9 protein-coding genes and 3 pseudogenes are annotated in these 11368 nt (G+C 65.8%); 5 read left to right on the top strand and 7 right to left on the bottom strand.

The genetic code is table 11. From position 1 onward, the window contains the following. Positions 1-96 precede the first annotated feature (96 nt). The 3 genes and pseudogenes from ACNPQM_RS42420 to ACNPQM_RS42410 all read left to right on the top strand — a co-directional run. Positions 97-498 (top strand): annotated as a pseudogene (locus tag ACNPQM_RS42420) (response regulator transcription factor); the annotation flags it as partial. 228 nt (positions 499-726) lie between these two features. Next, a complete protein-coding gene (locus ACNPQM_RS42415; RefSeq protein WP_418088187.1) occupies positions 727-1344 on the top strand; it encodes a DUF2785 domain-containing protein in 618 nt (205 codons plus the stop codon). After that, positions 1236-1697 carry a hypothetical protein gene (locus ACNPQM_RS42410; RefSeq protein WP_418088186.1) on the top strand — a complete coding sequence of 154 codons (462 nt, stop codon included), beginning with the start codon at positions 1236-1238 and terminating at the stop codon, positions 1695-1697. Before ACNPQM_RS42415 ends, ACNPQM_RS42410 begins: the two co-directional genes overlap by 109 nt. 17 nt (positions 1698-1714) lie before the next feature. Here ACNPQM_RS42410 and ACNPQM_RS42405 read toward each other — a convergent pair. From ACNPQM_RS42405 to ACNPQM_RS42385, 5 genes and pseudogenes are all read right to left on the bottom strand, one after another. Then, positions 1715-1864, bottom strand: a pseudogene (locus ACNPQM_RS42405) (IS5/IS1182 family transposase); the annotation flags it as partial. A 62-nt stretch (positions 1865-1926) separates the two neighbouring features. Beyond that, a pseudogene (locus ACNPQM_RS42400) lies at positions 1927-2007 on the bottom strand (hypothetical protein); the annotation flags it as partial. 174 nt (positions 2008-2181) lie between these two features. Then, positions 2182-4467, bottom strand: a complete 2286-nt coding sequence (locus ACNPQM_RS42395) for a family 20 glycosylhydrolase (protein WP_418088185.1) — start codon at positions 4465-4467, stop codon at positions 2182-2184. 703 nt (positions 4468-5170) lie between these two features. After that, a complete protein-coding gene (locus ACNPQM_RS42390) occupies positions 5171-5386 on the bottom strand; it encodes a hypothetical protein (RefSeq protein ID WP_418088184.1) in 216 nt (71 codons plus the stop codon). 257 nt (positions 5387-5643) lie between these two features. Beyond that, complete coding sequence (locus ACNPQM_RS42385) at positions 5644-6009, bottom strand: hypothetical protein (protein WP_418088188.1); 366 nt, start codon at positions 6007-6009, stop codon at positions 5644-5646. Positions 6010-6301: 292 nt separating this feature from the next. Between ACNPQM_RS42385 and ACNPQM_RS42380 the strand changes: the two genes are divergently transcribed. Beyond that, complete coding sequence (locus tag ACNPQM_RS42380) at positions 6302-9271, top strand: glycosyl hydrolase family 95 catalytic domain-containing protein (protein ID WP_418088183.1); 2970 nt, start codon at positions 6302-6304, stop codon at positions 9269-9271. Positions 9272-9443: 172 nt separating this feature from the next. On the opposite strand, the gene ACNPQM_RS42375 is transcribed toward ACNPQM_RS42380, so the two are convergent. Beyond that, positions 9444-9833, bottom strand: a complete 390-nt coding sequence (locus ACNPQM_RS42375) for a hypothetical protein (RefSeq protein WP_418088182.1) — start codon at positions 9831-9833, stop codon at positions 9444-9446. 70 nt (positions 9834-9903) lie between these two features. Here ACNPQM_RS42375 and ACNPQM_RS42370 point away from each other — a divergent pair, with 70 nt between their 5' ends. Then, positions 9904-10836 carry an IS982 family transposase gene (locus ACNPQM_RS42370; protein ID WP_418088181.1) on the top strand — a complete coding sequence of 311 codons (933 nt, stop codon included), beginning with the start codon at positions 9904-9906 and terminating at the stop codon, positions 10834-10836. A 178-nt stretch (positions 10837-11014) separates the two neighbouring features. Here the strand turns inward: ACNPQM_RS42370 and ACNPQM_RS42365 are convergent. Beyond that, positions 11015-11368: transposase (locus ACNPQM_RS42365; protein WP_418088180.1), on the bottom strand; the 354-nt coding region annotated here is incomplete at its 5' end.

Genomic DNA, 11368 nt, shown 5'->3' with positions numbered 1-11368 from the left:
CGAGTTCGAACGCACCATCAGCGAAGCACGCGCCGAGCACCATCAGCAGGACCAAGCCGCGTAAGGAAGGCCTCTACGTTTCCAGGGGATTGACACACCCTCGGCGCCGACGACTACCTCGCCAAGCCCTTCCACTTCCCGGAGCTGATCCTGCGCATTCGGTCCCTGGCCCGCCGCAGGCCCGCCGCCCGGGCCCGCACGCTGCGTGCCGCCGGCCTCGAACTCGACCCGGTACACCGGACCGCCCTCCGTGACGGCCATCCGCTGGAGCTGTCCGTCAAGGAGTTCGCCGTACTGGAGGCGCTGCTGCGCGCCAGTCCAGGCTTCCTGAGCGCCGAGGACCTCCTGGAACAAGTGTGGGACGAGAACGCCGACCCCTTCACCAGCACGGTGACGGTCACGATCAGCCGGTTGCGCCGCAAGCTGGGCAGCCCATCGGTCATCACGACGACGTCCGGGGTGGGCTATCGCATCGCCGACGTTCCTACCGTCCGATAGGGCTCTCATCGGCCAGAGTCCCGGCGGTCCAGATCCCTCCGGGCCCCGTCACCGTCCTGGGCCATCGCCCAGTCTCGTCCGGGACAGCGCGCCCTACGCCGTCCTCGCGACCTGGATAGCCCGCGGGACGATCGGGGCGTCCCGGCGGCTGGAGCTGGGGGACGAGATGGCCGCCCGGTTCACCGACCCGCGGATCGAGGCCCGCACCTTCGCGCCCTCGTGATCGCCATGCTGGTGGCCGCGGGGGACTTCAAGGCCGGCTGGGTGGACGCGTTCGAGCGGTGGTACACGGCGGAGCAGGATCTGCGCCGCCACGACGAGACGCTCGCCCGGCTCCACGCGGTGGCGCACGGCGCTGACCTGCCGGCCGGCTTCGGCCGCCGCCCCGAGGTGGCGCCGGTGCGGATGCTGAGCCTCGCCGCCGCGAGGCTGACAGCGCCCACCGACCACGTCTACGACCAGATGGAGGACGACCGTCTGGCCTGGGCGATCGCCCGGGTCCTCACGCGCACCGACCTGAGCGAACACGACGCCGTCGGCTGGCTGGAACCGATCGCCGACCGCTTCGGAGCCGACCGATCAGCACCCCGGTGCCCGCCCACACCAGCAACTGCCTGCGCACCCTGCGCCTGCTCTACATCCTCGCCGACAGTACCAACGCCGGGTACGACTAGGTCCTGTCAGGTGATCAGCTTCCCTCTGAAGGTTGACTGCGTCGCGCATGAAAGCCTGTTGGCATGGATACGTTCACGGCCCGGCTGGAGGGCGCATGGGAGTGGTGGTACGCCGCCATTGAGGAAGCGCAGGAGGGGTACTGGGTCCGTGATGCAGTGGAACGGCAGGTGATGGCGGACATAAGGACAGCCACCAACGCCCTGCATGATGGCCGGCTTGCGCCGTTCACTGATGACTCGTGGCATGTGCGTATCGGGCGGATCGGCAACTGGGCCGGGGTGCTCCGACTGGCTGCCAGGGCAGGAGGGTGGGAACTCCGACCCATCCTCGGGCACAGCCCAACGCAACCTGCGGGCATGGCCGAGTTGCTGTCCGGAATTTATGCGATCGGCGAGCAGGGCGAGATTTGGATGAAGCAGCTCCGAGGGGGAGAGCTGCCACCGGAAGATGAGATTGCCCAGGCCGAGGGCTTCCTGACCGGGCCAGGGTCCATCGAGGATCTTGAGCTGTTCTTCTACGATTGATATTCGTCTCCCCTAGGTCAGCGTCGCGTCCAGATGAGGATGGCGGCGAGGTGGAGCGCGGCCTGATAAGCGATGGCAAGCTTGTCCGTTCGCATGGCCAGGCCGCGCCACTGCTTGAGGCGGTTGATGCATCGGTCGACGGTATTGCGCTGCTTGTATGCCTCGGATGGACCCACTGCGTTCCGGTCTGGAACTTGAAGGCAATCGCATCGATCACCTCGCGGTGATCACGCCACCGGCCGCCTCGCTTCGGCGTGCGGTCCGGGAGTAACGGCTCGATCCGCGCCCACTGCGCATCACTCAACGGCACACCTGGACCAACGACCGACTGATCCAAACGAAACTGCCTAGCCGCCCTGTTTCGATTTCGGCACACCGATGCGGACTCAGGAGATGTTTACGCTTGCGGCTCGTCGTCGCGATCTTCGTTGCGGGACTGTCGAGGGCGGGCGAGATCCTGAGCGATGAGCAGTAGGGCCCCTCCTCAGCTACGCGTCGGTGGTCCGGCAGGCCGAGGCGCGGGCAGTGTCGGCGCCGCGGGGTAGGTCGCGCAAGCAGCCTCGGGACGCTGCATCCGCACGGAGGACACCTGGTCGGCAGTGAGGCGCTGTGCGTAGATGTCCAGGGCGGCGAGAGTCGTGCCGGATGCGCCGTAGAGCATCCGCGAGCGGGGCAGCGTCAGCTCACTGGTGACGGTGCCGACACGCTCACCGTCGAGATACAGCGTGACGGTCGAACCGTCGCTGGTGAGAGCAAAGTCGGCCCATTGCCCTGACCCGAGGCCACGACCAAAGCTCTGGGTCACACCGTTCCAGCGCACGGTGACGTCGGTCGGGCTCAGGGTAACCCGGTTCGTGGAGTCGACCTGGCCGAGCAGAGTCACCGTTCCGCTCACCTTGGCGGTGCCGGTGACCGACCAGGGTCCGGTCAGGTTGGAGGCCCCGAGCCAGTAGCCGCCGGAGTCGATGACCTTCACCTGGCCCTTGTTCGGGTCGGTGGCTGAGCGCGTCGAGACGAACAGCGGGGTCATCCCGCTGAGGTCGCATCGGTCGATGATTCCGCGTCGGTTGTTCGACGTGTGCGCGTCATAGGTGCCACGGGGGAACTCCGGATCCATGACGTATTGGTGGATCGGTCGGGCGTTCGTGGTGGTGTTGGGCTGCTGGATGCCCGTGTATCCCGGTGCGGTGCCGATGGTCTGCATGGTGGCGTCGTATGCCGCGTACTCCGTCTGGGTGCGCGGGCGGGTGTTCCACTGCCGGTCTGCGACCCGACCTCTCGGCATGATCGACAGCGACTCGAGCCACTGGCCTTCGGCCCAGCCCAAGTCGTCACCCCAGACGTGCATGCCCCACCCGAGGATCTTCGGGTCGGTGGGTGCGGTCCACGTCTGGGCGATGCGCTGCTGGTTGGGGCGGCCTGAACGGGCCGGAACCAGGTAGAGGAAGTTGCCGTCAGCGACGATCTTGTCGTAGGGCTTCAGGTGGGCGGCGGTTCCACTGCCGGTCCAGTCCATGACGGTGATGTTGGTGTCGAGCGGGATGTTGCGCGCCGACGCCTCGGAGCCGTTGTAGACCACCGAGGTGCGGCCCTTGGCTCGAACGTGGTCATTCACCTCATTGATGAACTCCATCTCGACATCGGCCGTCGTGGCGTACTTGCCGTTCGAGTTGGCCACATAGTCCCCCAGAGCGGGGCAACGGTTCATGTTCGGGGGCATCTCGTCACCACCGAGGTGGACCCATGGCGATGAGAACCAGGGGAGGAACTCGTCGAGCATCTCCTGGGAGACCTTGAGGGCCTTCGGGTTCATGAGGTTGAACGTGAAGTCGTCGGTCAGGTGGCTGTAGCTGTAGCCCTGGCAGGTGTTCTGCGGAGTCGCGCCCGTGTCGCGCTCACCGAACCCCGGTTCGACCTCACGCGGCCCGTCTGCCATGCCGACGTGGAAGTAGGCCGACTTGGGTGAGACGTGGGCTGGCAGCTCGAAACCTGGAACGAGGGTCACGTTGTTCTCCCGGGCGATCCGGTCGAGACTCTCGATGTCAGCCCGGTCGTAGCTGAAGCCTGGCTCGGCCAGCCCGGGGTACTGGGGGCTGTTGAGTCGGAAACCCTCGGCGTCATCGACGTGAAGCACCAGATAGTTCTGCTTGAGGTACCCCATCTGTCGGATGACGTCGGCCACGGCGCGTGGCTCCCAGTACTCGCGGGACACGTCGATTGTGTTCATACGCACGGTGGTGTTGGCGCGGTCAGTGAGGACACCGGTGGGCAGGGTGCGTTGGTCGGCGCTCCCGACCAGCAACTGGATCAGGCTGCGCGACCCGTAGTAGATGCCGCTGGCCGTGGGCGCGGTCAGCCGCACCGTCCGACCGATCTCCAGCCGGTACCCCTCGGGGCCGACCTCGGGTGCGAGAGCCGCATCGAGGGCCACCTGGATGCCGTTGTCGTTCGCACTGTTCGCTTGGGTGAGGGGTAGGCGGACACCCGTGCGGGCTTCGATGTCTCGAGCGGCATACCGTGCGACCTCGCGCAGCGGCCGGGTCGACACAATGGGGTCGGATTCTGTCGTCATGCCCGAGACGACGGTCCAGCGGCCAGCAGTGGCCGGATCTATCACGACCCTGGTCGTGTTCGCCAGCGTGAGCTTCCCCCCTGCGGGCTCCCAGTTCTGCGGAACCGGCAGCAGGGTCGTGCGTGGGTCGGCGACGTCGCTTTGGGCCGCCCCAGGCGTCGTCCGAACAGTAAGTTTCGCGCCCGCCTCACTCGCCATTGCGGGTGACACCAGCACCGAGCATGCCGTCAGGGCTGCGAGGCAGCCAGCGAGTCGCGATACTCGCAGCTTCGCCGACCCCTGGTGACGGGGGACGGCACGGCGACCAGATTTTGACATGATGCCTCCATTAATTGGTCTAGACCGGTCTAGACCAATTGGTGGGAGTGTGGCCCGTGCGAGCGCCACGGTCAAGGGGGCCAACGTGCAGGACTGACAAGAGGGGCCAGCACGTCGGGGGCGGCTTTGCGCATATAGGGCGGGCGCATGCGACGCATGAGCTTGTCGAGCTCCTTGGGCAGTGCCGGGGCCTGGGGAAACGTCATGGTTGGAAATCCCTTCGTCGGTCTGGGGCAGCGTCGATAAGCTCGACGGGTGATCGATATGCAGGTGCGTGGAGACAGCGGTGACGTCGTAGCCCGGGCCGCGGGCGGGGTGCAGGGGACTTCCGCTTTCGGTGATCTGGATCCGGTGCGGTTCCCGATGCTCTGGGGCCTGATTCCGTAGGGGGATGCGGTCTTCAACCATCGGCAGGTGTCGCTGCTGCTGGCGGAACTTGACCGGCTTCCGGCCGCTTGCGGCGGTGACTGGGTCGGGCAGGCCCGCGAGTTGTGCCAGGTCGTCGAGCAGCGGTCACATCGGTATCTCTGGTTTGTCGGCGACTGTCCGCAGCGTCCTGCGTCGACGTTCTTGAAGTTGTTGCCTACTGGCCCAGGGCCTGCCAGCCGATGGTTCCGTTCTGGACGGAGTGGGCTTCAACCGCGCGGACGACCTCGCCGGCGGGTTTGCTGTCGGCGATGTGTCCCAGGATCGAAAGCAGGTCGCCGTCGGCGAAGCGCCCGGCCGTGGCCGCAAGTCCGAGGGCCTGGTCGACTTTGTCGTTGCCCAGGACGGTGGCCAGCTCGACCGCGCGGGCCATCTTGGCGCGGATGCGGGTGGCGCCGACGGGTGCGGCTTCCTTGAGCCAGCGCCCGGCTCCGGGGCCGATGCCGACGAACGCGATCTCGGCTTCCGAGCGGGGCTGCAGCCTCGGCTGGTGGATGCTGCGGCTGTCGGGATGGTCGGGGTAGTGCTCGTCGATGATCTGCGGAACACCCGGGGTGGAAGGCTGGTGGCGCTAAATCTCTGAGAGATCACCGGAGTTGGTGCGGGCGGTGATGGACAGTTCCGTGCCGATCACCGGCACCACACCTTGGCACCGGTATAGCCCGGCGGGGTCGAGTAGCGCACCGAGCTGAAGCTGATGGTGCGGTCCGAGCCGACCAGTCTCTCCTCGCCCAGCGCGAGCGCGAGCGGCTCGATGGGCAGGACATGCAGCGTGGTGCGTTCGATGTCGAGACGGCTCGCGGGTATCTGCCCGGTCGCCCGGGGACGGCGCGAGTTCACCGCATCGAACCAGGTCAGGCAGGCATCGGCGAGCTCGGCGAAGGCGTCGTAGGCGGCCAGCAGGTTCGCATCTGTGGGCACCAGGTCGGCCTCCTGGCTCGTCGAGACCGCTGCCGCCGGGGCCAGGCGGATGCAGCCGAAGATGGCCGAGGCCATCGCGCTGGCCAAGCTCCACGGCACCGCCGAGGTTGACCGGGCCCACTCTTACAGGCATGACAGCGTCAACGGGCCTTCATGCAGAGTCGGTCGACAACCTCGTCTCTGCCGAGAGGCCCGTTCTTCCATGCACACCAACCGGCCAGCAAGATCGTTCGAGGTGTCCCCCGCCTGCCCCACCCACCGAACACGGTCCGGTTCACCACCACGCTCTGATTCTCTGCGCGCCCCAACCTGACAAGGTGACAACACCACGCACACCCCTAGACATCCGATCTATCCTTCGGTCAAGATGATCGCGCCCTCGATACACGGCGACGCGGCTATCCCTCCCTCTGTGAAAGAGCCGATGAATGAGTCGGGAGATCTCACCGTGATGAATGAATTCCAACCGCAGCGACGAAGGATCCTCAAGCTCGGCAGTGCCCTCGCCCTTGCACCTGTGATCACTCAGCTGACTGGCGGCATCCCTGCGGGCCAGGCCTCCGCCATCACGGCACCCGGCGCTCTTGGGGCGCCCCTTTACCAGACGGCGGCCACCGCGCAACTTGCAGACTCCAAGGGCAAGCCCCTGCGTATGTGGTACACCACCCCGGTGTCTGACTGGGAGAACCAGGCGCTGGTGCAGGGCAACGGCACGACTGGCCTAATGGCATTCGGCAACCCCGGGCGAGACCGCCTCCACTTCAATGAGAAGACCCTGTGGAGAGGTGGGCCTGCTAATGGGCGCACCTACCTCGGTGGCAACAAGGCGACAGCGATCACGCCTCAGCAACTGAACAACTACCGCCTCGCTCTCGACAACAAGGCCACCAACGTTTTCGGCCTCCCGCCCACCGGCGCCGGCGGCGCCAACCCGCAACTCACCAGCCTGATGTTCGGCGACACGGGTGGAATGGGCATGTACCAGGACTTCGGTGACCTCTACCTGGACTTCAGCGCCACTGGCATCACCGACGCATCGGCATCGAACTACGTTCGCGACCTGGACATGAGCACCGCCGTCTCGACTGTGAACTTCGACCACGGCGGCGTGCACTACCAGCGTGAGTACTTCGTGAGCCATCCAGACCAGGTCGCCGTGGTGCGCCTAAGTGCCTCCGAGCCGGGCAAGCTCACTTTCACGATGTCGACGACGGCGGCGAGCGGACTGACCACCACTGCCACCGCGGATCCGAACGAGAAGCGGATCACCCTCGCCGGCCAGGTGAGCGACAACCAGATGCGGGCCGAGATGCAGCTCAAGCTGCAGAACGAGGGCGGAGTTGTCTCGAGCGGCGATGGCCGCACGCTGACCGTCACCGCCGCCGACACCGTCACGCTCGTCTACTCGACGGGCACGAACTACAAGAACGATTACCCGACGTACCGAGGCGAGGACCCGCACGGCAAACTCACGCAACGTGTGGACTCCGCCATCGCCAGCGGATACGGCGCCCTGCTCGATAGGCACCTGGCCGACTACCAGGAGCTCTTCTCGCGCGTGCAATTCGACGTAGGCGCAACCACACCCGACATCCCCACCGATCAGCTCATGAGGAACTACCGCGCAGGATCCTACGATCTCGCAGTCGACCAGATGGCGTATCAGTTCGGTCGCTACCTCAGCATCGCCGGCTCGCGGATCGGCGACCTTCCCACAAACCTCTGCGGTCTGTGGATGATCGGCAGCGCGAGCGCCTTCTGGGGAGCGGACTACCACTTCAACGTCAACGTCCAGATGAACTACTGGCCGACGATGATCACCAACCTTGCCGAGACCCAGGTGCCGTTCAATGAGTTCGTCGAGTCGCTCGTGGTTCCGGGTCGACTGACGGCTGAGCGGTCCGCAGCGGTGGAGACCGAGGACTTCGCACACGCGCCGCTCGGGACCGGCAAGGGATTTCTCATCAACACCCAGGTGAACCCGTTCGGGCACACCGCGCCGATTGGTTCGCAGGAGTACGGCTGGAACATCGGCGGATCCTCGTGGGTGATGCAGAACCTCTACGACTACTACCTCTTCACCGGCGACGAGACGTTCCTGCGCGACACCGCGTACCCCATGCTCAAGGAGATGGCCGCGTTCTGGAACGAGTACCTCTGGTACAGCCCGTACCAGAAGCGACTTACCGTGGCGCCGAGCGTCTCAGCCGAGCAGGGCCCGACAGCCGTCGGAACCGCATACGACCAGTCCCTGGTGTGGGAGCTCTACCGCATGGCGATCGAGGCCTCCGAGAAACTCGGGGTCGACGCGGACCTGCGCGCGGTGTGGCAGGACAAGCAGTCGCAGCTCAACCCGATCCTGATCGGGCAGCAGGGTCAGGTGAAGGAGTGGTTCGAGGAGACCACCCTCGGCAAGGCCCAGGCCGGCGATCTCCCCGAGGTGGGCATCTGGAACTTCGGTGCCGGCGGCAGCGCCAACCAAGGCTCTGTGCACCGCCACACATCGCAGCTCGTCGGGCTCTTCCCCGGCACGCTGATCAGCAAGGACACGCCCGAGTGGATGGATGCTGCCATCAAGTCGCTCGAGCAGCGCAGCCTCAACGGCACGGGTTGGTCCAAGGCTATGAAGATCAACATGTACGCCAGGACCGGCCTTGCCGAGGACACCTACTCCATGGTGCGCGCGATGCTCGCCGGGAACCGGAACGGCCTGATGGACAATCTTCTGGACTCCCACCCGCCGTTCCAGATCGATGGCAACTTCGGGCTGACCGCAGGCATGACCGAGATGCTCGTGCAAAGCCAGCTCGGCTACATCGAGTTCCTCCCAGCACTCCCCAGTGCGTGGAAGGAAGGGAGCGTCCACGGTCTCGTCGCGCGCGGAAACTTCGTCTTGGACATGAAGTGGGCAAATGGCGCCGCCACGGAGTTCCGGGTGACGGCTCGCAACGGCGGCACGTTCGTCGGTGACTACCTGGGCATCGTGCAGACTACGGTAAAGGACGCGGACGGCAACCTCGTGGCCATAAAAGCCAACGGCTCGGACGAGATCTCGTTTGACACGACCAAGGGGCAGACCTACACGATCGCCTTCGAGCCCGTAGGTGTTGGGTTCGCCAACGTCTCCTGGCACGTCGATCGCGCCGAGACCGTCGGGGAGCTCGCGAACGCCGCCGCGGAACAGGTTCGGCAGCACGTCGCGCAGGCAGAGCGCCTTGCCCAATCGCCCGCGTCGAACCGTGCGGTCGCCTCGCAGCTCGACAATGCGGCACGAAAGGTGAAGGCGAGTACGAAGTTGGCGGAGGCACTCAGTGCGCTAGCAGCCACATTCCGCTGAACCACCGAGGAGTGTGCCCGGCGACGTCGGTTGCCGGGCACACGCCCAGCTTGCTAGATGATCAATTCCAAGGGATGCCTGCAGGGGGTGTGGGGTGGGCGGCGGCCGAAGCCACCGCAAGACGGTCAGGCGGCGGGCTGCCGACCCTGGTTGTCGAGGTGGCAGCGGGCGGTCAGGCGCCAGGATCGACTTCGGGGTGCGTGAACCGCACGGGCTTGCCCAGCGACCGGGCGTAGGCGATTTCGGCTCGGGTGCTGTCTCCGATGTAGTCGCCGACTACGAGCACCTCATCAGCGAGCCGGATCTTCGCCCGGTGCAGGTCGTCGAGTCGAACCTTCAGCGCCTCGGCGTCGACAGGATCGGACCAAAGTTCGTGCGGCGACTTCATGTCACAGCCCGGTTTGACGACAATCTTTCCGGCTTTGGTCTCCCGCAGATCGGCCTCGGTCATCTCGGTCATGAAGCGGGTGGAGCCGCAGATCACGACGATACGCGGGAGGCTCAGCTGCTTCTTCGCGTCGGCGAGCTTCTCCTCGGGGGTGAGCAGTTGCGGGTATGACACTGGTTCCTCCTGGTGGTGTGGTCCAAGGGGTGCCTGCGGAGACGAGAACGAGGGTGTCCAAGATCGTTTTGTGACGAACGACGTGGACACCCTCGCGACAGCACTTTATGCGACGACCGACGACATGCTGAAGGAGCATCCCGACCTGGCGCCGTGGCGCCCGCCGGTCGGCATTACGCCCCGCCTGAGCGATGCCGAACTGGTCACCCTCGCCACGATGCAGGCCATACTCGGCTACACCTCCGAGGCCAAATGGCTCCGCCATGCCCGTGCTCACCTGCGCCACCTCTTCCCCTGCCTGCCCCAGCAGCCCGGCTACAACAAGCGGCTGCGCAAGGCCGCCGGTCTGATGCGAAGCGTCAACCGGATCCTGGCCGCCACCACCTCGGTGTGGAGCGACGACGTATGGGTCGTGGACTCCACCCCGGTGGAATGCGGCCGCTCCCGCGAGACCGTCAAACGCTCCGACCTGGCAGGTTGGGTCGAATACGGCTACTGCGCCAGCCACAGCCGCTTCTTCTGGGGCCTGCGCCTGCACCTGGTGTGCACCCTTCAGGGCCTGCCCATCGCCTTCGTCCTGACCGGGTCCAAGGCCGACGAACGCGAGACCCTCCTTGACCTCCTGGCCGCCGAATGCGCGCTTCTGCGAGAGCGCCCCCGACAGACTCTCATCGGCGACAAGAACTACTTCGGCCGTGGTTTCGAACGCGAACTGTCCGAGCATGGAGTCCAGTTGCTGCGGCCTGCCCGTAAAGGCGAACGGGAGCGGCCTGGCGCAGCCCTGTTCAAGCCGCTGCGGCAGGTCATCGAATCGATCAACGAGACCTTCAAGGGACAGCTTGACCTCCAACGGCACCGAGGGCGTACACCCGGCGGTGTCATAGCCCGCGTCATGCAACGCATCCTCGCGCTGACCGCCGCGATCTGGCACAATGACGCGACCGGACAAACCGTCCTGCGATCACTGACCCCTTGGAATAGATCATCTAGGGGCGTGGGTTAGTGTTCGCTGCCGTAGTAGGCACCGTCCCGGCCGCATTGCACTGGTATCTCGGAGCCTGGCCCGTCACGCCTTCGCAACCTTGGCGAGACACCGAGTACTCCGGAGTGCAGTGCCATTTGTCCCCGGGCCGGGGCCGGCGGCGGCGCAGTCTGTCGGCTTAGACCGACCGGCAAATGGATCACTTGAGGCGTCGGGTGGTGGGGCGTCCGTCCCAACGGTAACGCTTGGTCGCGCGTCGGATGAGCATGCGGAGTGTGACGAGGGCGGCGGCGAGGTAGAGGTAGAAGTCCACGACCTCGCCGCGTTTCTCCGTGCAGCGTCGCAGCTTGCCGTAGTCGTTCATCCAGGAGTGCGTGCGCTCGATCACCCAGCGTTTCCCGGCCTGGATCGGTGCCGGGACTCCCTTGCGGGCGATCTCGGCCGTGAAGCCCAACTCCGCTATCAGGGCACGGGACTTGGCGCTGTCGTAGCCGCGGTCCAGGTTGACGTTGACGCCTTCGGGCATCGCGCCGGCCTGGGCGCGGGCCGCCTC

Origin of the sequence: Streptomyces sp. NPDC056231, from assembly GCF_048270745.1 — a bacterium.
Taxonomy (GTDB): domain Bacteria; phylum Actinomycetota; class Actinomycetes; order Streptomycetales; family Streptomycetaceae; genus Streptomyces.
This window is presented reverse-complemented; position numbering and strand designations above follow the sequence as displayed.

Excerpts from the sequence above, each read along its gene's own strand:
- ACNPQM_RS42415 (WP_418088187.1), top strand. The coding sequence starts at position 727 with ATGCTGGTGGCCGCGGGGGACTTCAAGGCCGGCTGGGTGGACGCGTTC.
- ACNPQM_RS42410 (WP_418088186.1), top strand. The coding sequence starts at position 1,236 with ATGGATACGTTCACGGCCCGGCTGGAGGGCGCATGGGAGTGGTGGTAC.
- ACNPQM_RS42395 (WP_418088185.1), bottom strand. The coding sequence starts at position 4,467 with ATGGCGAGTGAGGCGGGCGCGAAACTTACTGTTCGGACGACGCCTGGG.
- ACNPQM_RS42390 (WP_418088184.1), bottom strand. The coding sequence starts at position 5,386 with ATGGCCCGCGCGGTCGAGCTGGCCACCGTCCTGGGCAACGACAAAGTC.
- ACNPQM_RS42385 (WP_418088188.1), bottom strand. The coding sequence starts at position 6,009 with ATGGCCTCGGCCATCTTCGGCTGCATCCGCCTGGCCCCGGCGGCAGCG.
- ACNPQM_RS42380 (WP_418088183.1), top strand. The coding sequence starts at position 6,302 with ATGATCGCGCCCTCGATACACGGCGACGCGGCTATCCCTCCCTCTGTG.